12 protein-coding genes and 1 pseudogene are annotated in these 24,619 nt (G+C 68.6%); 10 read left to right on the top strand and 3 right to left on the bottom strand.

The window, feature by feature from the left end; all coding sequences use genetic code 11:
* The first annotated feature begins 807 nt into the window (after nt 1–807).
* The 10 genes from PLE19_05855 (at nt 808) to PLE19_05810 (ending at nt 22,036) form a co-directional block, all read left to right on the top strand.
* Nucleotides 808–2,019, top strand: coding sequence for an SGNH/GDSL hydrolase family protein (locus PLE19_05855; protein ID HPD14452.1), 1,212 nt, complete (start codon nt 808–810; stop codon nt 2,017–2,019).
* 435 nt (nt 2,020–2,454) lie between these two features.
* Complete coding sequence (locus tag PLE19_05850; protein ID HPD14451.1) at nt 2,455–3,903, top strand: GAF domain-containing protein; 1,449 nt, start codon at nt 2,455–2,457, stop codon at nt 3,901–3,903.
* Nucleotides 3,904–4,178: 275 nt separating this feature from the next.
* Entirely contained in the window at nt 4,179–6,152 is a 1,974-nt protein-coding gene (locus tag PLE19_05845; GenBank protein ID HPD14450.1) for an ATP-binding protein, read from the top strand.
* A 64-nt stretch (nt 6,153–6,216) separates the two neighbouring features.
* Nucleotides 6,217–7,620 carry a sigma-54 dependent transcriptional regulator gene (locus PLE19_05840; protein HPD14449.1) on the top strand — a complete coding sequence of 468 codons (1,404 nt, stop codon included), beginning with the start codon at nt 6,217–6,219 and terminating at the stop codon, nt 7,618–7,620.
* A gap of 368 nt (nt 7,621–7,988) precedes the next feature.
* Nucleotides 7,989–9,362, top strand: a complete 1,374-nt coding sequence (locus PLE19_05835; protein ID HPD14448.1) for a GAF domain-containing sensor histidine kinase — start codon at nt 7,989–7,991, stop codon at nt 9,360–9,362.
* Between the two features lie 99 nt (nt 9,363–9,461).
* Entirely contained in the window at nt 9,462–10,838 is a 1,377-nt protein-coding gene (locus tag PLE19_05830) for a sigma-54 dependent transcriptional regulator (protein HPD14447.1), read from the top strand.
* Between the two features lie 74 nt (nt 10,839–10,912).
* Nucleotides 10,913–15,472 carry a tetratricopeptide repeat protein gene (locus tag PLE19_05825; GenBank protein HPD14446.1) on the top strand — a complete coding sequence of 1,520 codons (4,560 nt, stop codon included), beginning with the start codon at nt 10,913–10,915 and terminating at the stop codon, nt 15,470–15,472.
* A gap of 619 nt (nt 15,473–16,091) precedes the next feature.
* Nucleotides 16,092–17,201: an AAA family ATPase gene (locus PLE19_05820; GenBank protein ID HPD14445.1), complete on the top strand. Its 1,110-nt coding sequence runs from the start codon at nt 16,092–16,094 to the stop codon at nt 17,199–17,201.
* An 882-nt stretch (nt 17,202–18,083) separates the two neighbouring features.
* Nucleotides 18,084–20,909, top strand: coding sequence for an excinuclease ABC subunit UvrA (gene uvrA, locus PLE19_05815; protein HPD14444.1), 2,826 nt, complete (start codon nt 18,084–18,086; stop codon nt 20,907–20,909).
* Nucleotides 20,906–22,036 (top strand): hypothetical protein, encoded by a 1,131-nt coding sequence (locus tag PLE19_05810; protein ID HPD14443.1) that lies wholly within the window; start codon nt 20,906–20,908, stop codon nt 22,034–22,036. Before uvrA ends, PLE19_05810 begins: the two co-directional genes overlap by 4 nt.
* 15 nt (nt 22,037–22,051) lie before the next feature.
* On the opposite strand, the pseudogene PLE19_05805 reads toward PLE19_05810, so the two are convergent.
* The 3 genes and pseudogenes from PLE19_05805 to PLE19_05795 form a co-directional block, all read right to left on the bottom strand.
* Nucleotides 22,052–22,633, bottom strand: a pseudogene (locus PLE19_05805) (peptide-methionine (S)-S-oxide reductase).
* Nucleotides 22,634–22,648: 15 nt separating this feature from the next.
* Nucleotides 22,649–22,828 (bottom strand): hypothetical protein, encoded by a 180-nt coding sequence (locus PLE19_05800; GenBank protein HPD14442.1) that lies wholly within the window; start codon nt 22,826–22,828, stop codon nt 22,649–22,651.
* A 760-nt stretch (nt 22,829–23,588) separates the two neighbouring features.
* Nucleotides 23,589–24,491: a thioredoxin family protein gene (locus PLE19_05795; protein HPD14441.1), complete on the bottom strand. Its 903-nt coding sequence runs from the start codon at nt 24,489–24,491 to the stop codon at nt 23,589–23,591.
* Nucleotides 24,492–24,619 lie beyond the last annotated feature (128 nt).

The raw sequence follows: 24,619 nt of genomic DNA, 5'->3' as shown, positions 1-24,619 counted from the left end.
TCAAGTTGTCCCAACTCAGGAAGTGCTTCAATGTCTTCTAGCGTTGTAGTGCTAGTAGTTGTGGTGTGAAGAGAAGATTGCATACTTGTTCAACTAAGCAAGGGGCTCCGCTGCCGCAGAGGCGCCAGGTCACCATTCGAGCCCTTCTGCGTTCAGGCAGCGCACGAGGGCGGTGGAGAAGCAAATTGCATAGTTGTTCAACTATGCAAGCTCTTTGGAGGGCTGTGAGATGGACGAGGTGATTGTTCGCGTGCTGCGCACGGTTGCGTGCCAGGCCCGCTTGCGTCTTCTGGCGCATCTGCTGGGCACTCGGGAGGCCACCCCCTCCCAACTGGCGCAAGCCCTTGGAATGCGCCTCGATCTCGTGTCGGCTCACCTTGCGCGTCTCACCGGAGCGGGCCTCATCATGCGGCGGCGCTCCGGCCTGCGCTGCTTCTGCATCGCGCGCTCTCCCTACCGCGACACGGCATTCAGCGGCCAGGTGCTCGCATGGCTCAGGGATGCCCTCCCTGCCCCGTCGCGCAAAGGGCAATGCCCCCGCGGTGCCGGTGGCACCCGAGAAGCGCACGCAGCCCCCCCCGCTCGAAGCTCGCGCCACGGTGTTCCACGCAGCGACCGCGTTTACCAACCTCCGTCGTCTCCAGATCCTGCGTCGGTTAGCCGATGGCGAGCCCTCCGACGGTGCGACACCTTTGCACGCTCGCTTGCTGGCAATCGTGGCAGCACACGGCCCGGAAAAGGAATTGCATACTTGAACAACTATGCAATCACTCTCCCCCATGGTGCCCGCGACCGAAGGAGGCGCCCGTGCCCGGATACCCGCACATCATGCTAGTCATCGCGGCTGCGGTTGTCGTCGCCTGCGCGCCTCGGGGCAGTTGCCCCGAGCCATCCCAGCGCATGCTCCGCATCGTGTGCCTGGGCGACTCGATCACCGATGGCTGCACGTATCCGCAGCTCCTCGTGCAGGCGCTGCGCGCGGCGGGCCGGCCCGCGCCCGTGGTCATTTGCGCCGGCGTGGCCAGCGACACGGCACCCCAAATGGCCGCCCGCGTCGAGAAAACCGTGCTCGTCTTCCGGCCCACACTCGTGACCTTCTGCGCCGGCACAAACGATGCGCTCCGCGGCGTACCGCCGACCGAGTATGAGAAGGCCCTGCGCGAGGTCTCGGCCAAGGTGAAGGCCCAGGGCGGCTCGATGGTGCTCGTGACGCCCTGCATCATCAACGCGGGCAAGGGCGTCGACGCCGCGGCCCAGGCGAGAGCCGCGGCCGCCGACGCCGCTCTGGGGCAGTACATCGAGGTTATCCGCAAGGTCGCCGCTGACGAGGGCTATCCCGTCGCGGAGAACAATACGCTGATGCAGGCAGCACGCCGCGAGGGCCGGGAACTGATGGCCGACGACGGCATCCACCCCAACTATCTCGGCCAGAGCCTGATCGCCCGCTCGATCCTCGATGCCCTGGGCCACCACGACGTGCCGCTGCCGCGGGAGTTCCGCCCCGCGCTCTTCCCGGGCGTCGTGCGCGAGTGGAAGATGCGCCTCGCGCCGCTCGATGCGCACCAGAAGCCCCAACGCCTCACCGAAGCTGTTGTGCGGCAGCTCGCGCCCGATGCCTCGTGGAAGACCTACCACCTGCCTGATCCCCCTCCGGCGTCGCAGCCCTCGGCCGAGGACTGGTGGGAACAGGTGCGACGCAACGGCTTCGGCCTACGGGTCCACCAGGTTGCAGGCAAGGGGCTCGTGCAGGCTGTGGCTGCCATCGAGTGCGCCAGGGCGCGAGATGCCTTCGTCAACACGGGCATCGGCATCGCCACGGTATGGCTCAATGGCGTCAAACTCCACGACCAGGGCACCGCATGGACAGGCTTCCACGCCGGCAAGGAGCGGTTGCCGGCGAACCTGAGACGTGGCAGGAACGAGATCGTTGTCGAGATTGACGGGCCCCAGTTCTTCCTGAGCGTCACCGACAAGCTCGCCTGGGAGGAGGATCTTCGGTTCGAAGCAGGCAGCGAGTGAAGAGCCGAGGTCCATCGTGCCCGTCCCGGAGCGCCGCCACTGCTGCCGCTGCGGTGCGGCCGGCAGCCGGCCGAGCTCTGCCCGCCGATGACGCGGACCCCGCCTCACTACTCTCTACATCCTGTGCAACCCGGGCGTTGCGACCCCTATCCCTGGCCTTCTGAGTGCAGGACCTGCGGGTCGCGCCGGGCGGACGCCGCTCCGGAAGGGCGACGGCGCCCCGCGCGTGAGAGCTGAGCCACGGCGAACTGCCGACGCCGCCTGGGCGCGCCTGCCCCCCACTGCCGCCGACTGCGGCAACAGAAACGCATGCAGCGCGCACGGCGGGTCCGAGAAGGCTTGACAGCGCGAGAGTCGCGCGGTATCATTTTCCGCATTGGGGCGGTGTGCTTCGCCGCCGGGTTGCCGTCTTCTTCGTGCCACAAGGAACCTCCCATGCCCCAGTTGCGGATCAAGAACGGCCCGGCGCAGGGAAAACTTTACCCCTTGTCGTCGGAGGTGGTGAACCTGGGCCGTGAGGGCCCCGTGCAGATTCTCGACACCGCGGCGTCGCGCCAGCACGCCGAAGTGTTCTCCGTGGGCGACATGTTCTTCATCCGCGACCTGGGGAGCCGCAACGGCACGTACCTCAACGACGAACGCCTGAAGAAACACGAAGAGGCGTTGCTGCGCGTGGGAGACCTTGTGCGCATCGGGTCCACCTTCATCGTGTTCGAAGAGCCCGGCGCTCGGCCGGCTGACGAGCCGCAGTTTACGAGCGGCGAGGAGGACATCGGCGCCACGGTGGAGCTGCAACTGGACGCCCAGACAGAGCTGGTGGAGGGCGCGGCCGCGGCCGACCAGAACGTCCATTACGCCGTCCTCTACGACGTCGCCAAGGCGGCCAGCTCGGCGTTCGACGTGAAGACCATGATGAAGAAGGTCTGCGATATCGCGCTGCCGGCCACGGGGGCCGACGCCGCGTTCGTCTTCATCCGCGAGCGAGGCAAGCTGGTGCCGGTGGCCCATTCGCGGCGTGTCGAGCGCCACGAGCTGACAATCTCCTCGACGATCGTGCGGCGCGCGCTCCAGCACCGGCGCGCGCTGCTCGTGAGCGACGCGGGCACCGACGCGCGGTTCTCGGGCGCGTCCAGCGTGGTCATGAGCGGCATTCGGTCGGTGATCTGCGCGCCGCTGCTGGCCCACGAGCAGCTCGAGGGCGTGCTCTACCTGCACAGCGCGACGCCGGGCCACGTGTTCACCGACGAGCATCTGCGGCTGGCCACGGCCATGGCGCTCCAGGCCGCGGTGGCCACCGAGGCCATCCAGGCGCACGAGGCGAGCCGCCGGAAGCTGCTTTCGGTGTTCCGCACGCTCATCTCGGCCCACGAGCAGGCCTCGCCCACGGCCAGCGAGGGCCACAGCGAGCGCGTGCACGCGTGCGCCGTGGCCATCTGCCAGACCATTGACGTGCCGCCGGCCGAGGCGCACCTGATCGAGCTCGCCGCGTTGCTCCACAGCATCGGCCACTTCGGCGCGCCCGAGGGCGCCTTCGAGCGCGAGGAGAACCGCTACGACTACGCGGTCCTGGGCGCGAAGATGCTGCGCAAGATTGACGGCATGGAGGAGGTGGCCGCTGCGGTGGAGGCCCACCTCGAGCGCCTGGACGGCAGCGGCGGCCCGAATCACCTCGTGGGCCACCAGATCCCCCGCGCCGCTCGCATCGTGGCCGTGGCCGACGAGTTCGACCGGCGCCTGAGCGCCCTGGGCAAGCCGCCCCACTCCTCGGAGGCCGTCAAGCAGGTGCTCATGGGCCTCAATGCCGAGAGCGGGCAGAAGTTCGATAGCGATGCCTTCAACGGCCTTGTCGTCGCGCTGCGAACCGGCAAGCTGTTGCAGGTCTAGCCGCCCTCGCGCTGGTGGTGCTGGTGGCCCGATAGGGGTGATGCTCGCATATGCCTCGTCGCCGCACGCCGCCGCCCGCCCGCGCCTGCACCTCCGGCCAGAGCCTGCGACCTCGGCCCCGCTCTTAGGGCGATGCTGCGATGCCTTGTGAGCCAGAAGAATCCCAAACGCCGAGAGCTACGCCTCGCACGGCCGCAGCGTCCCACAAGCAGTCCATATCGTGGGGGGACTGCCCTTGCGCCGGCCTCGTCGGGCTGAGCGCGGAGGCGGCCGCCATGGCCCGGGACGAGTTAGCCGCCGAGGGGTGCAACGCCCTGGTGTGCGACGGGGCCGACGACCTGGTGGTCCGCGTGCGCGGCGGCGCCTTCGATCTGGTGCTGGCCGACGTGGATGCGCTCGGCCTGGGGCCCGGCGAGTTCACGGCCCGCGTCAAGCGCGAGGCCCCCCAGGCGGTGGTGGTGGTGATATCGCAAGATGGCACGGCGGCGGCGGTCGTGGAGGCCCTGCGCGCCGGCGCCTGCGACTACCTGCGGAAGCCCCTGCGCGCCGCGGACCTGCGCGAGCGTCTGCGCCAGGCGCTGGCGCGCCGCCGACTCGGCCTCTCCGTGCGCCAGCGCACGCTGCGTCTCGCCTACGTCAACGAGCTTTCAGGCTCGTTCAGCGCGAGCCTCGACCTTCACGAGGTGCTGCGGGCGGCGGCCGGCGCGCTGCGGACGCTGGCCGACTTCGACCTCGCGGCGGCCGTGCTGCGCGAGCCGGCCGGCGATGCCTCGCGGGTGTACCCCCTGACCCCTGGCGCGGACGCCCTGTGGCCCTCGCCCGTCCGGGTGCCCCTGGCAGAGTCGGCGCTCTGCGAGAGCTTCCACGGCAACCAGCCGCGTCTCGTGGCCGACCTGCGCCGCGAGACCCTGCCTCGCGACCTCGCGACACTGGGCCGGGACGGCTTCTGCTCGCTCCTCCTCCTGCCCCTCGTCTCGAAGCAGGCCGCCGTCGGGGCCGTCGCGCTCGCGAGCCGCAACCCGGGCGCCTTCGACGCGAGCGACCTGGACCTCCTCCAGCACGTGAGCGACCACCTGGCCAGCGCCGTCGTCAACGCCCGACTCTACAGCGAGCTCAAGACCCTGTCCGCGCGGCTCGAAGACACGGTGCGCGAGCGCACGCGCGAGGCCAACGAGGTCCGCCAGCGTCTCGAGAGCCTGCTGGAGACGGCCGGCGACGCCATCATCACGGTGGACCTCGAGTACCGGATCCGCTCGTGGAACCACGGCGCCGAGCAGATCCTCGGCCACGCCCGCGTGGACACGCTCGGCAAGAACATCTGCTCGCTCGCCAGCGGCGAGGCGGCCCGCAGCCAGCTCGCCCGCGTGCTGGCCCTCGCCGTCGAGGGCGAGACGTCCACCAGCGTGGAAACCACCTGGGTGCGCCGGGATCGCAAGGAGGCCACTCTCTCGCTCACCGCATCGCCCATCGTGGGGGGCGGCGAGCAGTTGGTCGGCGTGCTCGTCATCGCGCGCGACATCACCGAGCAGCAGCGCCTTCAGGAGGAGCTGTTCCACTCCGAGAAGCTCGCCTCGATTGGCCAGCTCGCCGCGGGCGTGGCGCACCAGATCAACAACCCGCTGGGCGCCATCTCGGGCCGGGCGCAGATGCTGCTGCGCCTGAGCGGGCCGCCGGACGCCGACTTCCTGCGCGAGCAACTGGGCAAGATCCGCGCCGATTGCGCCCGCATCACCGAAACCGTCAACGACCTGCTCGGCTTCGCCCGCAAGACCGACACGGTGAAGCAGCGCGCCCACCTGGGCATTCTGGTGGACGAGACCCTCGAGATGGTGCGGCATGGGCTCTCGGCGCAGAAAGTGCGCATCGAGCGCTGCTACGCTGACCATCTGCCTCCGATCCTGGCCTCGGCCAACCATCTGCGCCAGCTCTTCGCCAACCTCATCACGAACGCCCTCGACGCCATGCCCGACGGCGGCACGCTCACCATCACCACCCGCCTGCTCCCGGCCGCCGGCGAGCGCCCCGAGCCGGCCGTCGAGGTCGCCTTCGCCGATACGGGGACAGGCATCGCGCCCGAGGACATGGCGCGCATCTTCGAACCCTTCTTCACCACCAAGCCCGCGGGCCAGGGCACAGGCCTCGGCCTGGCCGTGGCGAAACGGATCGTGGACTTCCACAACGGCCGCATTGACGTGGAGAGCAAGCTAGGACTCGGCACCACTTTCACCGTCCAGTTCCCCGTGGGCTGACCTTCGGCGAGGCGGGCGCCGGCGCCCGCCGCCCCGGTTCGAGCCCACCCTCTGAGGCGAGCTCATGGCCAAACCCAAGCCCAGCATCCTGATCGTCGAGGACGACGAGAGCATGCAGGATTTCCTCACCACGTTCCTCGAGCAGGAGGGGTACGAGGTCCAGTGGGCCCCCCACGGCGGCATCGCCCGCCAGAGGCTCGACGCCCGACCGATTGATGTGGTGCTCACCGACATCCTGATGCCGGAGGTGGATGGGGTGGAGGTGCTCGACTACGTGAGGGCGCGCTACCCCGACACCGCCGTGATCGTCATGACCGGCCACTCCTCGGTGCGGCAGGCGGTGGACCTCATCCGGCGCGGCGCCGACGACTACTTCAAGAAGCCCTTCGACGTGGACGAGATGCTCCACGTCATCCGGCGCTCGATCGAGCACCGCCGGATGCAACGCGAGGCCCGTACCGCCGCGCCCCCGGCCGCGCCGGGCGGCGCCTCCCCGCGCGAACTGTTCCCCAACATCATCGGGCAGTCGAGCTCCATGCTGCCCATCTTCGACCTCATCCTCAAGGTCGCCGATACCCATTCCACCGTGCTCATCCAGGGCAGCAGCGGCACGGGCAAGGAACTGGTGGCCACGGCCATCCACGAGAAGAGCTCGCGGCGCAGCGGCCCGTTCATCCCCGTGCACTGCGGCGCCATCCCCGAGACCCTGCTCGAGAGCGAGCTCTTCGGCCACGAAAAGGGCTCGTTCACGGGGGCCATCGCCCGCAAGGAGGGCGTCTTCAAGCTCGCCGACCACGGCACGCTCTTCCTGGATGAAGTGAGCGAGATGAGCGTGCCGCTCCAGGTCAAGCTGCTGCGCGTGCTCGAGACAGGCTCTTTCCGCCGCGTGGGCGGCGTGGAGGACCTGCGGGTGGACGTCCGCGTCGTCGCCGCCACCAACCGCAACCTGAAGGACCTGGTGGACAAGAACCTCTTCCGCCACGACCTCTTCTACCGCCTGAACGTCTTCCCGATTTTCCTCCCGCCCTTGCGCGAGCGGGCCGCCGATATTCCCGTGCTGGTGCAGCACTTCCTCCAGAAGCTCGCCCGCTCGGGCAGGCCAAGCTGCACCGCGTCGCGTGAGGCCCTATCGCTCCTGTGCAGCTACGAGTGGCCCGGCAACGTGCGTGAGCTGGAGAACGTCATCGAACGGGCCGTCATCCTCTGCGGCGGAGGCGAAGTGCGGCCCGAGCATCTGCCGCAGGAACTCCTGCCCCGCAAGCCTGGCGCCGTTCCCCCGCCCGAGGCCACCGACCTGCCGTTCCGCGCCGCCAAGACGATCTTCGAGAAGCAGTACGTCCAGACCTTCCTGGCCCGCTACGAGGGCAACGTGGCCGCCGCGGCCAAGGCCGCGGGCATGTCCAGAGCCCACTTCTACGAACTGCTCAAGAAACATCACATTGACTTCGGCCGCCACCAGGATGACTGATCCGGGGTAGCGCCGCACGGGGAGCTCGACCGAGAGCGCAAGGGGCGGGAACTGTCTGAAATACTGGACATCGGTCCTAAATGGTTGAACTTGCATATCTGGTTGTGGCTTCATAACTTGCATATCACAATGGCCTGCCATGTTGATGAACGTGTACATTCCGCCAGGAACTGTTGACAATCATCATCATGCATCGTCCATTCAGGGGCAAGACGTAAGATACTGGGCTGTTGACAGTTATGGACCACCATGCGTAGCACGGCTCCATTTGCGGCAATGGCACTCTGTTTGCAGTGAACCACAACAGCGAGGGAGTTCGTTCCTGGCGCACCACCTTGTGTCTCCGGGACCGGAAGGCTATGCGTGAGATGGCCACCAAGCCGGTTGTCGCGTCCTCAGAGGGCGACGGACTTGCATCGGCCCCTGCCGCACCGGTGGCGGCCGGCTGTTCATCCTGCCAGGAACTGGACCGCCGCGCGTTACTGGCGAAGCTGCGGGTGCTCGAGGCGAGGGCGGGCGACGTCCGAGAGATGGAGGCCCACCTGCGCGAGCTGAGCCAGGAGCTGGATCTGCTGACCCGCGTGAGCGATGCCGCCCGCGTGTTCCACGCCGCCGCGGACCTTCGTGAGTTGCTCGATGCGGGCCTGGCCGAGTGCGTCAAGGGCTTGGAGGCCGAAAAAGGGTCCTTGCTTCTCCACGAACGGCAGGCCGCCGAGTTGGTCGTGGCCGGGGTGTACGGCGCCTGTCCGGCGGGCATCCAGGGGCAGCGGCTGCCGGTGGGCCAGGGGGTGGCCGGGCATGTGGCACTGCGCCGCGAGCCACTGCGGGTGGAGGACATCGCGCGCGACGGGCGATTCATCCCCCGGAAGTCGGCCCGCTACGCCACGGGGTCGTTCCTGTGCGTGCCGGTGCAGGTTGACGGGGCCCTCCTGGGCGTGCTGAGCGTGGCCGACCGCGGCGACCGCCGTCCGTTCTCCGAGCAGCATTTGCGGGTGGCGGTCGCCCTGGCCGATGAGTTGGCTATCGCGCTCCGACGCGTCGAGCAGGTGGAGGTCTGGCGCAGAGTGCAGCAGGAGTTGATCTCGAAGCTGGCTCACGAGCTTCGCAACCCGCTTGACGGGGCGCTGCGTTTCATTAACCTCACGCTGGCGGACCACAGCCCCGAGGAGTGCCGCCAGCGGTACCTGCTGGCCAGCAAACAGGGGCTCGAGCGGCTCAGCGGGATCGTGGATGGCCTGGTCGGCCTCTCGCACGGCGCTCGGGCTTCGGAGGCGCCGGCCCAGGTGAACGACCTCATACGCCAGGCGCTGGCGCTCCTGGAGGGCAAGGCCCACGAGCGCAGCGTTCGGGTGGAGCTCGATCTGGCCGACGGCATGCCGCCGGTGCCCGGGGGCATGGGCCTCTTCCAGGTGTTCACGAATCTGGTGTCGAACGCGCTCGACGCGATGGCCGCCGGCGGCGGCACCCTCTCGGTGACGTCGCGCTGGGTGGACGGCGCCGTGGTGGTCCGCGTGGCGGACACGGGGTGCGGCATGCCGCCGCAGGTGCTGGAGCGTCTGTTCACGCCGTTCTTCACCACCAAGCCGCCCGGCAAGGGGATGGGACTCGGGTTGGCCGTGTGCCGCGAGGTGGTGGACCGCTTGCGCGGCCGCATAGAGGTCGTCAGCAAACCCGGTCGCGGCACCGTGTTCACGGTGGCGGTGCCGTGCGGGACGATGTATCCGGGAGCCGCGAGGTTCTGAGGGCGACCCGCCGTCGGGTCCCGCCCGCTCGGTCAGGGGGTCCGCCGCTCGTAGGCACAGGCGGCGGCCGTGGGAATGGGGCGTGGAAGGGATCATGTCATGGCCGAAGGCAGCGTCCTGGTCGTGGACGATGATTTTCTGATCCGCGAGTCCGTCTCCGAGCTGCTCCGGCTCGAAGGCTACGACGTCCAGACGGCCCACAGCGGACACGACGCGTTGCGCTCGCTGGCGTCGCACACGTTCGACATCATCTTCACCGACATCAACATGCCCGAGATCAGCGGGTTCGACCTTCTGCGCGAGGTCAACCTGAAGTACCCGGAGACGCGCGTGGTGCTGATCACGGGCTTCGGCGAGGTGCAGACGGCGGTCCAGGCCATCAAGCAAGGCGCGTACGACTACGTGCAGAAGCCCGTGGCCGACGACGACATCAAGATGATCGCGCGGCGGGTGATGGAGCAGAAGCGCCTGACCGAGGAGAACCGCTACCTGCGCCAGCGGCTGGGCATGCGGCCGAAGTTCGCCAACTTCGTGGGGCAGGACCCCAAGATTCAGAAGATCTTCGAGATCATCGAGGCCATCGCCGACACGAAGACGACCGTGATGATCACGGGCGAGAGCGGCACGGGCAAGACGCTCATCGCGCGCGCCATCCACTACAACTCCTCGCGCCGCAACGGCCCCTTCGTCGAGGTGAGCTGCGGCGCCCTGCCCGAGACCCTGCTCGAGAGCGAGCTGTTCGGCCACGTGGAGGGCTCGTTCACCGGCGCCATCAGCGACAAGATCGGCAAGTTCGAGCTCGCCCACGGCGGCACCATCTTCCTCGACGAGATCAACACGGCCAGCCCCAGCCTCCAGGTCAAGCTCCTGCGCGCCATCCAGGAGCGCGAGTTCGAACGCGTCGGCGGCACCGAAACCGTGTCGCTCGACGTGCGCTTCATCCTCGCCACCAACTACGACCTGCGGCAGGAGGTCGAGGACGGCAATTTCCGCAAGGACCTCTTCTACCGCGTGAACGTGGTGCCGATTCACATGCCCCCGCTGCGCGAGCGGGTGGGCGACATTCCGCTGCTGGCCGAACACTTCCTGCGCCTCTACGCGCGCCAGAACCGCTGCTCGGTCACCGGCATCTCGCCCGAGGCGATGCTGCGGCTCAAGCAGTACCAGTGGCCGGGCAACGTGCGCGAGCTCGAGAACGCCCTGGAGGCCGCCGTGGTGCTCCGCAAGGAAGGGGAACTCGGCGTGGGCGACCTGCCGGCCACGATCACCGGCAAGGGCAGCCCCGAGCCGCTGCCCCTCAAGGAGGCCCTGTTGCGCGCGGAACGCGACATCATCGAGCACGCGCTGCGAATCCACAACTGGCGGCGGCAGCCCACGGCCGCCATGCTGGCCATTGACCGGACCACGCTGTTCAAGAAGATGCGTCTCCACGGCCTGGTGCGTGAGGACGCGGAGGAAGATAGCAGAACCCCCTAGGCACCCCGGCGCGGAATCCCGGCCCGGCCCGTCGGCCGAAGCCGGATGAAGGCAACGAGAGAGGAGACTGGTTCATGCGGCACAGCGTTTCGCTGTTTCTGGGTCGGCTCGCGGCGCTCTGCGCGGTGGCGGCGGCCGCCTGGGGGCCTCGGCCGGCCCTGGGCGAGGACGAGCGCGAGGACGCCAACCTGCGGCGCGGGCGCATCCTCTACAAGAGCGGCAAGTACAACGAGGCCATCGCCGAACTCAACATCGCCCTCCGCCGCAACCCGCGCAACGGAGAGGCCCACCTGTATCTCGGCAAGTCCCACGCCAGGATCTCCGAGTTCGACAAGGCCGTTGACGCGCTCCAGCAGGCCGTGCAGATCGTGCCCAACAGCGAAGACGCCCTGAGCGAGCTGAGCGGCTCCTACCTCGAGCTCGACCAGCGCGAGCGCGGCCGCGGCAACCTCGAGCAGGCCCGCGAATTCCTCGAGAAGGCCGAGAGCGCCGCCAAGACCCTCGAGCAGCGCCAGCCGAAGGCCAAGGAGAGCTTCGAGCTCCTCGCGCGCCTCGCCAAGCACAAGGCCGACGTCTACCGCGACAGCGGCGAGCCCGACAAAGAACGGGACATGTACGACCAGGTGCTCCTCTACTGCTCCAAGGTGCTGGAGATCGACCCCAACGACGTCTCGACGCGCCTCGACGAGATCCGCACCCTCTTCGGCCTGCGGCGCTTCAAGGACGCCGAGCGGCGCTGCAACGAGCTCCTGAAGATCAACCCCCAGCTCCACGAGCCCAAGCTCATCATCGCCGCCATCCGCCGGGCCGACGGCGACAACGAGGGAGCCGTCAAGGTCCTCACCGAGGTCCTCACCGAGAAGAAGACCCAGATCGAAGCCATGCTGCGCCGCGCCGAGATCTACCTGGACCTTCAGAAGTACGAAGAAGCCCTGGCCGACGCCAACGAGGCCATCCGCCTCACCAACAAGAACCCCTATGCCAACTTCATCCGCGGCTGCGTCTACATGCAGCTCAAGAAGCTCGACGCCGCGATCCAGGAGCTCCAGTTCGCCGCCAGCGGCATGCCCAAGCACCTGCCCTCGCACTTCTGGCTCGCCCGCTGCCTGCTGATGAAGGACCGCCTGCGCGACGCCATCGAGGAACTGAACACCGTGGTGAAGCTCGACGCCCGCTTCACCACCGCGCGCCTCGTGCTCGCCAGCGCCCACCTCCAGAACGGCTACCCCGACGGCGCCATCACCACTCTCGTGGACGCCCTGCACTTCGACTCCCGCAACATCGAGGTCTACCGCCTGCTCGGCATCGCCTACCTGCACAAGGGCGAGAACGAGCGCGCCGAGCAGCAGTTTGCCAAGATGCTCGACATTGACCCCGGCGCCGCCCGCGCCCACCAGGTGCTGGCCGGCATCAAGCTCGCCAAGGGCAAGGTGGACGAGGCCATTGACCACTGCCGCACCGCCCTCGAGGTCGAGCCGAAGAACGTGGACGTGCACTTCCTCCTCGGCCTCGCCTACATGCGCCGCGGCCGCTTCGACGGCGCCAAGGCCCAGTTCGAAAACGTCCTCAGCCTCCGCGAGAAGCACCCCGGCGCCCGCATGAACCTCGCCGCCGTGCACGTGCAGCTCCGCGAGCTCGACCTGGCCCAGGAGCAGCTCCAGCGCTGCATCGAGGAGGACCCCACCCAGACCAAGCCGCGCTACAGCCTGGCCAAGCTCTACCTCGCCCAGCGCAAGTTCGACAAGGCCGAGGCCGAGCTCACCCAGCTCCTCAAGAACGAATCCGAGCGCGCCAACGTGCACCTGGCCATGGCCGAGCTGCACCTGGCCAAGGGCGAGAAGGAGCGGGCCGTCGAGGCCGCCAAGGCGGCCCTCAGCCTCAACGCGAAGGCCCTCGACGCGCGCGTGTTCCTGGCCCGCCTCTACATTGCCGACCAGAACTGGGCGGGCGCCCTGGCCGAGTTCGAGACGGCGCTCAAGGAGGACCCCAAACTGGCCGCGGCCTACGAGGCCGCCATCATCCAGGTGTACCTGGGCCGCTACGAGGAGGCCGTGAAGCTCTTCGAGAAGGCCGTGCAGAACGACATCGCGCCGCCCTCGTCGCTCGCCGGCGCCGCGGCGGCGCTCCAGCTCCGCGGCGACCACCGCGCCGCCCTCGCCAGCATCTCCCAGGCCGACGCCCAGAAGCCCCAGGACCCGCTCATCGCCCTCCAGACCCTCAACATCTACCTCGGCCAGGGCGACGTGACCAACGCGCGCACCCTGCTGCGCCAGGCCACCTACCTGCCCGAGGTCATCCGCGACGCCTACGTGAGCTTCCTCGAGAACTTCGCCGAGGACAAGGCCCGCTCGCGCGCCGTGTCCGACGCGCTCACCCGCATCATCTTCTACGGCGCGCACGGCTGGCACGACCAGGCCGAGGAGAACTGCAACCTCCTCGTCAAGCTCGCCCCCGACAACACCTTCGCCTACACCGTGCTCGCCAACGTCTACCTGGCCACCGGCCGGCCCGAGAAGGAGATCGCCACCCTCCGCAAACTCGTCGACGTCGCGCAGAAGGACTATCGCCACCGCGTGCGCCTCGGCAAGCGTCTCATCGAGATCGGCCAGTTCCAGGAGGCGCGGAAGCAATTCGAGCTGGCGGCCGAGATCGACCCCAAGGCTGTCGAGCCCGTGCTCCAGCTCGGCGCCTATTTCCTGCGCACCACCCAGGTGGACCTCGCCACCCAGCAGGCCCATCGGGCGCTGAAGATCGAGGAGAACAACCCCCGCGCCCTGGCCCTCCTCGCCTCCTGCCAGCTCGCCGAGAAGAAGCTCGAGGAGGCCCGCGCCACCCTCTCCCGCATCGCCGAGAGCAAGGCCGTGCCCAAGGGCGACCTGCCCTACCTCCAGCTCGCCGAGCTCGACCTCCTCGACGGCAAGACCGACCGCGCCATCAGCCGCTACCGCGAGGCCGTGGCCGCCAGCCCCAAGAGCATCCCCGCCCACATGGGCCTCGGCGAGGCCCTCCGCCTCAAGGGCAACCTGCGCGAGGCCATCGAGCACTTCCGCGAGGCCCTCGCCATTGACGCCACCTACTCCCCCGCCCTCCTCGCCCTCTCGCGCGCCTACCGCGACACCAACCGCCTCGACCTCGCACTCGAATACTGCGAGCAGGCCGCCGAAGTCAACCCCTCCGACGTGGACGTGCGGTTCGAGATCGCGGCCATCCGCTTCATCCAGAAAAAGTACGACGAGGCCATCGCCGAATACACCCGCATGCTCAAGGACCGGCCCAACGACTACCGCGCCCGCATCGGCATCGCCCAGTCGCTCTTCGAGGCCGGCCAGCGCCAACCCGCCATTGACCAGCTCACCGACCTGATCAAGCAGTCGCCCGACCTCGCCCCCGCCCGCGCCTCGCTCATCGCCTTCTACAAGCGCCTGGGCGAGATTGACAAGGCCCAGGTCGAGCTCGAGATCCTTGTCCGCGCCGCCGGGCCCACCGCCCCCGGCGCTCTGGACCTCGCCGCCCTCTACGTGCACAAGGACAACCTCGACACCGCCCTCGACATCGCCGACCGCGCCCTCCAGGCCCGCGAGAACGACCTCATGTTCCTGGTCCTGCGCGGCACGGTCCTCCAGCTCAAGGGCCGCCTGATCGACGCCGTCGAAACCTTCCAAACGGCCCTGCGCCTCGCTCCCAAGAACGCGCGCCTCTCCTCGCTCTTCGCCAACGCCTGCCTGGCCGCCGGCAAGCCGGCCGAGGCCCGCAAAGCGCTCGACGAGGCGGAACTCGGCCCCGACGTCCAGGCCGCCTATCGCAAACTGGCCGACACCCTCTCGGCCGGCGGCGACGCCGCGCGCCTCACCGCCAACGCGCTCAACCAGGCCGCCCTCTACGCCGACGCCAACTGGCTCACCCTCGCGCGCGACGCCTACAACAGACTCCTCAAGGACCTGCCCAACAACCTCGCCGTCCTCCACCTCCTCGCCAGCATCTACGAGCGGATGGGCGACAGCCCCAAGTGCATCGAAACCTACCAGCGCATGGTCCAGGCCGCCCCCGACTACGAGCCCGCCCTCCTGCGCCTGGCCAGCCATCACATCCAGGGCAACAACCTCGAAGCCGCCGCCTCCATCTTCCGCACCCTCCTGAACAGAAAGCGCGACGACGTCGGCCTCCAGCTCAGCCTCGCCACCGTCCTCCAGCGCCAGAAGAAGGTCCCCGAAGCCATCGAGCTCTACAAGCGCATCCTCAAGCAGGACGGCAACAACCCCATCGCCCTCAACAACCTCGCCTGGCTCTACGCCGTGGAGACCAAGGACCTCAAGGCCGCCGAGGAGCTGGCCACCAAGGCCGCCAACCTCACCGACCTCGACAGCGCGGCCGGCGCCGCCATCCGCGACACCCTGGGCTGGGTCTTCTACATCACCGAGCGCTACGACAAGGCCCTCGAGCTCGCCCGCCAGGCCGCCGACGGCATGCCCGGCAGCGCCGAGGTGCACTACCACCTGGGCATGATCTACTTCAAGCGCAACCTGCGCGCCAGCGCCGCGCGCCATCTGCTCCTGGCGCTCCGCCTCGACCCCGACCTCCCCGAGAAGGCCGAGGTCGAGAAGATCCTCGAGCGCATCCGCCAGCGCCAGCCATAGGCCCCTGACCTCCGCCAGCCAGCCTCGCGCGGGTGCCAACCCGCGGGAGGTCATGCCCGCGCAAAAAAGTTGAGTGCTGGACTTGACACACTAGAAAAGCTGTGGTATACTAAACTCGTGGTCGGGCGCTGAATCGCTCATCGCCTGGCCAAAGGGTCAGCCGCGGACACGCTGGCCCAACGGCTGTCGGTAGACGGCCGCTGCACCCTCACCCTTCTCCGCAAGTCACGACATATCAGCGGATTACGGGCTGCCGGCACTCGGTAGCTTGGCTCGTAGTGCGGCCTTCAGGCCGTATGCATACGGGCGCAAACCCGCACCACGAGCGGGCGCCTTCACGCCGGCCCCGTCCGAAAGAAAATGCCTTCGGGGCCAAGCCTTGTAGCACCACCCCCTGCCAGCAAAGGAGAAAGAGGCATGCCCGAAACTGAGATCGTGGTGACGGTAAGCAGGCTCTGCCCGTTCAAGAAACGAGAATGCATCCGTGAGAGCTGCCGCCTGTGGAGCGGGCAGTTCGAGACCTGCGGCGTCGCCATCAACCACCTCGCCCTGGTGCAGGTGGCCGAGGCGTTGCGGGAAGTCGCCGGGTTCATGTCCCTCATCAGTAAGGAGTTGGGCTATGTCCGACACGAGGATTCAGGCCGTGATCGCGATGGGGCGGCAGGCGGCCCGGCCGCAGGCGCCGGAGACCCTCCGATTCCGCATCAACACGGGTCCGGAGCGGAGCCGCACGTCGCTGGTTGAGGTCGGCAGCGTCCCCACGGGCGACGTCCGCTGGCTCTGGCCCCACAAGTTCCCCATCGGCAAGCTATCGTTGCTCGTGGGCGACCCGGGCCGCGGCAAGAGCCTGCTCGCGCTCGACCTGGCGGCCCGCCTGTCGCTCGGCGCGCCCTGGCCCGACGGCCAGCCGAACCCGCTCCCCCCCTCCTCCACCCTCCTGCTCAGCGCGGAGGACGACGTGGCCGACACGGTCCGCCCGCGCCTCGAGGCCCTGGGGGCCGACGTGCGCCGCATCCGCTCCCTGCGGGGCCTTTTCGAGGGCGGCCTCCGCAAGGGCTTCCAGCTCCCCGGCGACCTGCCGACCCTCGAGCAGGCCGTCGAGGACACGCCCGACGTGCGCCTCGTCGTCCTTGACCCCCTCATGGCCTTCCTGGCCACGGGCACGGCCAACAGCAACTCCGCCTTGCGGGCGCTCCTGGCCACACTCCAGGAAATGGCCGAGCGCCTGGGCTTCGCCGTCCTGGCCCTCACGCACCTGACGAAGGCGAGCGGGGCGGCTCCGCTCTACCGGGCCATGGGCAGCCTCGCCCTCGTGGCGGCCAGCCGGGCCGTGTGGACCCTGTGGCCCGACCTCGACGAGCCGGATCGGACGTATTTCGTGCCCCTCAAGTGCAACCTCTCGCCCGCCTTGCACGCCCACGCCTACCGCATCGGCCCCAACCCCCTCAATCCCAAGCAGCCCGCCATCATCTGGGAGCCCGAGCCGATTCCCATGGCCCTGCTCGCCGCCAGCACGGCCAGCCCCGTGCCGCGCCAGCGCGACCAGCAGTGCGTCGGCTGGCTGCGGGCCGTGCTCAAGGACGGGCCGGTGCCCTCCGCCGACATCGAGGAAGCGGCGAGCAGGGAAGGCTACGGCCGCAACGTCCTCGCCCGGGCCAAGCGAATCCTGGGTGTCTTCCACGAACCCGCCGGCCTGCGGGGGAAGTGGCTGTGTCGGCTTCCCGACTGAGGGACGTGCCCCGGGGCCGGTTGCGCCTGCCCCCGGCCCCAGGGTACCAATACGCGATGGACAGTATGGACACGGTGGACACTGTGGACAGCGAGCAAGGCGCTCTGGCCCTTGCCCGTCCACCCAGTCCACCGTGTCCACCATATCCACTCTCCGCCTTCTCAGGCGGCCATTCCCGTTGCATGTGGAGGGAATCAACGCCCGGTTGACCACCGAGGAGATCGTCGAGAAGGTCCGCGAAGGCAGGGAACGCGGGCTGAGAACAACCCGACAGGCGCATGGCCGTTACGCAGGAAACAGGCAAGGTATCCTCTGAACCCCGGATCGGTTGAGGCCGAAGCGGGTCTGCATCCTGCGGACGAAGCGCGGGCGACCGACGACGCAGACGGGGGCGAGCGAGGCCGCCGGCCGCGCCGCTTCCTCGGCCACCGCCCGCGGGTCTTCATGCGGTGTCTGGCACGGATGGCGTGAAGATAAGCCCAAGAAGGCAAATAGGGAGTAGCCACGGCCGTCAGCCCGTGGCTACCACCTGCCGCCCGCCGTGCGGCGGGCTGAAATGCCCTTGGCACCTTAACTTCACGCCATTCGTGCCTGGCACCGCAGGCAGGCCCCCACCGCAGGCCCGCAGGCTGACCGTGACATCCTGGTCAGCATTAAGCGGGTATGTCAAGGCGGGGGCTGATCGGCCAGTGGCGCGGACCTCCCCCATGAACCGGGAAGTCTGGGAGACTCTGGGAGACTCTGGGATATTGTGGTGTGGTCCGGCGGCGTGCCCAACCTGTGGCGTATGTTTGCCCTAGCCCGGGTCGGGAGTGGGCGGGGCCGCCCGGCCGCTTCCCCGGACGGCTTGGCCGTGAGCGAGGCTTCTGGTAGAATCCGGGCATGCTGCGGGAAATCGTGGTCCGCGGGGCGCGGACCAATAACCTCCAGGCCATTGACGTGTCGATCCCCCACGGCCGGCTCACGGTGGTGACGGGGGTGTCGGGGTCCGGGAAGTCGTCGCTGGCGTTCGACACGCTGTACGCCGAGGGGCAGCGGCTGTACGTCGAGTCCATGTCGGCCTACGCGCGGCAGTTCCTGGAGCGGATGCCGCGGCCGCCGGTGGATTCGATCCGCGGGGTGCTGCCGAGCATTGCGCTGGAGCAGCGCAATCAGGTGACGAACCCGCGCTCGACGGTGGGCACGGCGACGGAGATCAATGATTTCCTCCGGCTGCTGTTCGCGAACGTCGGGCGCACGGTGTGTCCGGAGTGCGGCGTGGAGGCCGAGAAGCACAGCCCGCAGACGGCGGTGCGGTTCATCGAGGGTCTGGCGGAGGGCACGCGGTTTCTGGTGCTTGCGCCGATCGCGGTGGAGTCGGAGCGGCGGTTCGAGTTCCTGCGCGAGCATCTGGCGTCGGCGGGCTTTCATCGCGTCCTGCTGGATGGCGAGGTGGTGGACCTTGCGGGTTCTGAGATCGCAGGTGGCAAGCCGCAAGTGGGCAATTGCCTGGAGGTGGTGGTGGACCGTCTGGCGAAGAGCGCGGAGCGGATGGGCCGGGCGGCGGATTCAGTGGAGATGGCATTCCGTATCGGCTCGCGGGGCGCGGTGGTGTTGACGCTCGGCCCCGACGGACGGCCGGGGGAACGGCACCACTTCTTCGCGGGCCTGGTGTGCCGGTCGTGCGGGCGCGAGTTCCGCGAGCCGCAGCCCGAGATGTTCTCGTTCAACAGCGGCATCGGCGCGTGCCCGACCTGCGAGGGCTTCGGCAAGGAGGGGACGCTCGACCTCGGCAAGATCATCCCCGACCCCTCGAAGACGCTGGCCGGCTATGCCGTGGCGCTGTGGGCCACGCCCGTGCTCAAGATGATGACCGAGTGGATGCTCGAGTGTGCGGCGGAGGACGGCATCCCCACCGATGTGCCCTACCGCGACCTCACGGCGGAGCAGAAGCGTTGGGTCATCGAGGGGAAGCCGGGCGGCGGCGACGAGGATTTCTGCGGCATCCAGGGCTTCTTCCGCTGGCTGGAGGGCAGGAAGTACAAGATCCAGAACCGCATCCTCATCGCCCGCTACCGCCGCTACACGCCCTGCAAGACGTGCGGCGGGGCGCGGCTCAAGCCCGATGCACAGTGGGTGAAAGTGGGCGGGCGGTCGTTTCCGGAGCTTCTCGCCCTGCCGGTGCCCGAGTTGCATCGGTTCCTCGATGCGCTCGCCCTGACGCCTGCCGACGCCGAGGCGGCGCGCGGCCTGCTGCACGAGGTGCGCGGACGCCTCCAGTACCTGGAGGACGTGGGCCTGTCCTACCTCACGCTCAGCCGCGAGACGCGCACGCTGAGCGGCGGCGAGGCGCAGCGCATCGGCCTCGCCTCGGCCCTGGGCAGCGCCCTCACGAACACGCTCTATGTGCTGGACGAGCCGACCGTGGGCCTCCACGCCGCGGATACGCAGCGCCTGCTCGCCATCCTCCGGGCGCTGACGGGCAAGGGCAACACCGTGGTCTGCGTGGAGCACGAGCCCGAGGTGATCCTGGGCGCCGACCACGTGCTCGACCTCGGCCCCGGCGCCGGCGAGCACGGCGGGCGCGTGGTCTTCGAGGGCGCGCCCCAGGAGCTGCTCCGCCACGGCCGAGGCAACACCGCCGACTGCCTCCGCCAGCGCCGTGCCGCCGAATGGCCCTGCCGCGCGCGGAAGCCCAGGAGCTTCATCACCCTACGCGGCGCCGAGCAGCACAATCTCAAGAAGCTCGATGTCAGGATCCCCCTCGGCGTCCTCGCCTGCGTCACCGGCGTGTCGGGAGCCGGCAAGTCCACCCTCGTCAACGGCACCCTCTACGCCCACTGGCGGGCGGCGCGGGGCGAGACAGGCGTCGAGCCGGGCAAGTGCAGGAGCCTCCGCGGCCTCGAGCAGGTGAAGGACATGGTGCTGGTGGACCAGAGGCCGCTCGGCCGCTCGGCCCGCTCCAACGCCGTCACCTACACCAAGGCCTACGACGACATCCGCCGGGCCTTCGCGGCCACGCGTCGCGCCCGCACGCTCGGCATTACGGCGGCCCAGTTCTCGTTCAACGTGCCCGGCGGCCGCTGCGAGAGCTGCCAGGGCATGGGCACGCAGACGGTGGACATGCACTTCCTGGCCGACGTGACGGTGACCTGCGATGCCTGCGGCGGCAAGCGGTTCCAGAAGCGGGTGCTCGAGGTCACCGACCGCGGCCGCACCATTCTCGACGTCCTCGACATGACCATCGCCGAGGCCCTGGGGTTCTACGCGGACACGCCGCGCCTCGTCGCCAAGTTGCGCCCGCTGGCCGAGGTGGGCCTCGGCTATCTGCGTCTCGGCCAGAGCACGGCCACCCTCAGCGGCGGCGAACTCCAGCGCCTCAAACTCGCCGCTTACATCTCTGGGGCTTTCTCCTCTCACGGATCACGCATCACAAATCACACCCTTCTCATCCTCAACGAGCCAACCGTCGGCCTACACATGTCGGATGTTCAAGTCCTCATGTCCGTTCTTCAGCGCCTCGTGGACGGCGGGCATTCCGTCCTCATCGTCGAGCACAACCTCGACGTCATCGCCCAGGCCGACTGGGTGATTGACCTCGGCCCCGGCGGCGGGGAGGCCGGCGGCGAACTCGTTGCCGAAGGCCCGCCCGCTGCCATCGCGGCCTGCGAGCGCTCGGTGACGGGGCGATTCCTCCGAACGCGACTCCGAGAGCAGGAGCGGCAATGAACGCAATTCGAACCTGGGTAGACGAGCACACGGGCCGCACGGTGCGGCAGCTCACGGCGATGCCCGAGGGCGCCGCCGTGCCCTACTTCCGTATGCCCAAGCACCTGCCCGACGGCTGGATGCTGATCCACGCGCGCCACGAGGGCGGCCATCTCGCCGCGCTGCACCCCGACACGGCCGAACTGCGCCCCATCCGCATCGGCCCGCCCCTCGCCTATCTCAAGCATCTCCCCGCCAGCGGCAGGGCGTGGTTCACGTCGGGCCGCGAGGTATGGACGGCGTTTCTCCCCGATGGCGAGGCCGAGCGCCTCGCCCGCGTGCCCGACGACGCGCCCGGCTCCATCGCCGACATCACGTGCGACGGGCGAACCGTCATCCTCGTCGAGATCGTCGAGGAGGAGAAGCTCGCTCTGCCCATCGCCCAGGACGCCGAGTATTTCTGGCGCTTCTTCGCCCGCAAGCGCCACGGCCGCATCTGGGGGTGGAACGTGGCTTCAGGCGCCCTCACGAAGCTTGTCGAGACGACCGACGTGGGCTTCCAGCACATTGACACCTCGCCGGCCGACCCCACGCTCGTGCGCTATTGCCACGACATGTTCGAAGCCACGGGTCAGCGCATCTGGACCGTCCGCACCGTCCGCCCCGAGCCGCGCGCCATCCGCCCCCAGGCCTACGGCGAGATGATCACCCACGAGTTCTGGTGGGCCGACCCATCCCTCATCGGCTACACCTATCAGGACCGGCGCGACGACCCGACACTGCACGACCTGCCCTGGGCCGAGCTGGCACCCGAGGCCGTCGCCACCCGCCTCGGCATCGCCGACCTGGAGGGCCGCGAGGTCTACCTCTCCGAGCCGCTGAACTGCTACCACACCCACCTCTACGTCTCGCGCGACGGGCGCGCCGTGTGCGGCGAGGGCACGCTGGGCCACTCCTTCGCCTATGCGGCCCCGTTTTCGACCAGCGAGCCCCGCATCGAACTTCAGCCCCTCGCCACCATCCACACCCCTTATCTTCTCTTCCGCGGCCAGCAGGTGAACTGCGACTTCTCGGCCGACAGCCGCTGGCTGCTCTTCAACGACACCGTGGACGGCCGTCTCCAGGTGCTGGCGGCCGAGGTTGGGTGAGGGGAACGCCGGGCGTCAGTTGCAGCGCACGGGGCTGGCTCTGCGGGCGATCTCGAGCAGCCGCTCGCGTCCGGCCGGGCTGAGGCCCAGCTTGCCGATCTCCTCGCGCAGTTGCTCCATCGAGCCGTTGCCGCCCACGTAGCCGTTCACCCGCGCGGCCGCGGTCGAGTTCACGAACTCGGCGGCGCTGCCGAACATGGCGGCGAACTCGCTCAATAGCTCCTTCTGGCCCCGCAGGTAGTACTTCTGGTGGTAACTCTCCGCGAGGGTGAAGCCGGTGGCGGGGAGGATTTCCGTGACGATCCTCGCCTTGCGCCGGGCCTCTTCGCGCTCTTTCGAGGCCAGGGCCAGCCATCGCTGTTCGGCATTGTGCGTGAAGATCAACGACGCGTACTGGCGGCTGTACGCCCGGCGCGTCGGGTCATGGTTGGCCCAGAAGACGGCGAGAAGCTGCTCGTAGGTGATCTGCGCGGGGTCGTAGTCAATCTGGACGCTCTCGGTGTGGTCGCCGAGGTCCTCGTACGTCGGGTGAGCCTTGCGCCCGCCCGCGTAGCCCACGCGAGTGCGGACGACGCCCTTGAGACTCCCAAACTGGGAGTCGGGCCCCCAGAATCAGCCCAGAGCGAAGGTCGCCGTCTCCACCGCTCTGGGTGCGGCGGCATCAATGGGCGGGATGGTGCGCATGAGCGTTGCGGTGGCGGCCATCGTCGTCATCTCCCTGAAGCCGAGCCACGCGAGAGCGAGGCTGGGCGGCAGCATGAGTAACAGCAGGTTGCGGACGTGTCTGGCCATCGGTTGGCCCCTTTTGCGCCGCCCGTCGCCTCAGGTCATGGCCTCCTTTCTTATTGTACCCCGCTGCGCGCGCGAAGGCAATGCCATGGGGGGGTGCGGGTGTGGGCCGGAGTTGTGGGTAGGGTGATTGTCTCTGGAGCCTGAAGGGCTCGCATGGGATAGCCCAGGGCAACGCCCTGGGTTCAGCGGGCTCCACGGGTCCAGCCCTGAAGGGGCGAGATAGAAGCTCTCGATTCCGCCCTGTCAGGGCTGCCGCGGGGCGGTCTTGTTCCCAGGGCGTTGCCCTGGGCTATCCTATTTCGCTCCTTCGGAGCTCCCGCAGCCACCTACAATTCCGGTCCACACCCGAGGGGGCGCGACCCGGAATAGCAGGTGGCCCTGCTCCTGGGCAGCGGGTTCCGTGTGGCACAGCCGTCCTCGGCTGTGCTTGTGGGCGGGACGTCCCCGTCCCGCGGTCCGCGGCGTGGGGACACGCCGCCCACACTGTCCCCCACAGATAAGGGCGCTGGTGCCGTGCGGTCACCCACTTTCCCGGTTCGCGCCGATGGAGGACGGCGATGCGGGCCGGAATCGTAGGCAATTCCTGTTGGAGAAATCCCCGAAATGGGGGAAGGCCGGCCGCGAAGGCAGCCGCAAACGTCCCGCTTGCGGCTGCCTTCATCCGTTCGACAAGCGGGACGCTTGTCGCTACGAGAATCCGCAGCAGAAGCTGCCTACAGAGACAGCCCACACCCGAGGACGGCGAGGGTGAGGCGGGCGGCTACTTGATGTCCTTGAACATCCGCTCCAGGATCATCTTGATCTGCTCGGCCTTGGGGCCGTCGGGCGCGGCCTTGAGGGCGGCCTCGAGCAGTGCCTTGGCCTGGGCCTTGTCGCTCTTGCGGTAGAAGCACAACGACTTGACGAACAGGATGTCCTGCGCAGCCGAGCCGGTGTCGCCGTAGGTCTTGAGCGCGTCGTCGGCGAGCTGGATGGCCCCGTCGAGGTCCTTGCCCCGCGCCGCGGCCTCGATCCTGACGAGGGCCGACATGGCGCCGTACTTGTTCCGCAGCCCGGCCTTGTTGTCGGCATCGAGCTTCACGATCTCGGCCACCACGTCCTCGTAGTTGCCCATGACGAGCGAGGCGTCAATCGGGGCGAGCGCGGCGTCGAGCAGCTTGGCCTTCTCGACGCCCTCGGCGGCCTGGGCCTTGGCCAGGGCCTCATCGCGCTGGACGCGGATCTTGCGGAGCGCCACGAGGTGCTGCATGTACTTCTCGGCGCCGCCCTCCTGGTAGCCCGTGCGGGCATAGGGCCTGCCCGCCGCGTCGGCCAGCACGATGGTCGGGTAGCCGCTGATGCGGAACTTCGCCTGCCATTCGGCGTTCTGCTTCTTCGTCGCCTCGGAGAGCGGCCGCTCCCTGGGGAAGTCGAGTTTGAGGAGCACGAAGCTCTTCGGGGCGGCGGCCGTGAACGCCTCCTGGCTGAAGACCTCCTTGTCCAGCCGCATGCACCAGCCGCACCAGTCGGAGCCGGTGAAGTCGATGAGCAGGTCCTTGCCGTCCTTGGCCGCGGCCGCCATCGCGTCGGCGGCGTTCTCGGTCCAGGCCGCCTCCTCGCCGGCGAAGGCCGGCAGGGCCGTCAGGGCCGCCAGAACGCACGCCAGCGACGCACGTTTCGACATGAGGTCTTCCTCTCAGAGAAGAAAGGCAGGTGCCGCCCAGATCGCTGCTCAGTCCATAGGGTACACGGTCGGGCGCGGCGTGTCAACTCGCGCGAACCCCTTGAAGACATGACCGCCTTGTGGTATAA

It is taken from the genome of Planctomycetota bacterium, assembly GCA_035384565.1.
Classification (GTDB): domain Bacteria; phylum Planctomycetota; class PUPC01; order DSUN01; family DSUN01; genus DAOOIT01.
The sequence above is the reverse complement of the archived record's forward strand: the minus strand, read 5'-3'. Positions and strand labels throughout refer to the sequence as shown.

Bases quoted from the DNA above. Each gene is read 5' to 3' on its own strand.
- PLE19_05850 (HPD14451.1), top strand. From the start codon at position 2,455: ATGCCCCAGTTGCGGATCAAGAACGGCCCGGCGCAGGGAAAACTTTAC.
- PLE19_05845 (HPD14450.1), top strand. From the start codon at position 4,179: ATGGCCCGGGACGAGTTAGCCGCCGAGGGGTGCAACGCCCTGGTGTGC.
- PLE19_05840 (HPD14449.1), top strand. From the start codon at position 6,217: ATGGCCAAACCCAAGCCCAGCATCCTGATCGTCGAGGACGACGAGAGC.
- PLE19_05835 (HPD14448.1), top strand. From the start codon at position 7,989: ATGGCCACCAAGCCGGTTGTCGCGTCCTCAGAGGGCGACGGACTTGCA.
- PLE19_05830 (HPD14447.1), top strand. From the start codon at position 9,462: ATGGCCGAAGGCAGCGTCCTGGTCGTGGACGATGATTTTCTGATCCGC.
- PLE19_05825 (HPD14446.1), top strand. From the start codon at position 10,913: ATGCGGCACAGCGTTTCGCTGTTTCTGGGTCGGCTCGCGGCGCTCTGC.
- PLE19_05820 (HPD14445.1), top strand. From the start codon at position 16,092: ATGTCCGACACGAGGATTCAGGCCGTGATCGCGATGGGGCGGCAGGCG.
- uvrA (HPD14444.1), top strand. From the start codon at position 18,084: ATGCTGCGGGAAATCGTGGTCCGCGGGGCGCGGACCAATAACCTCCAG.
- PLE19_05810 (HPD14443.1), top strand. From the start codon at position 20,906: ATGAACGCAATTCGAACCTGGGTAGACGAGCACACGGGCCGCACGGTG.
- PLE19_05800 (HPD14442.1), bottom strand. From the start codon at position 22,828: ATGGCCAGACACGTCCGCAACCTGCTGTTACTCATGCTGCCGCCCAGC.
- PLE19_05795 (HPD14441.1), bottom strand. From the start codon at position 24,491: ATGTCGAAACGTGCGTCGCTGGCGTGCGTTCTGGCGGCCCTGACGGCC.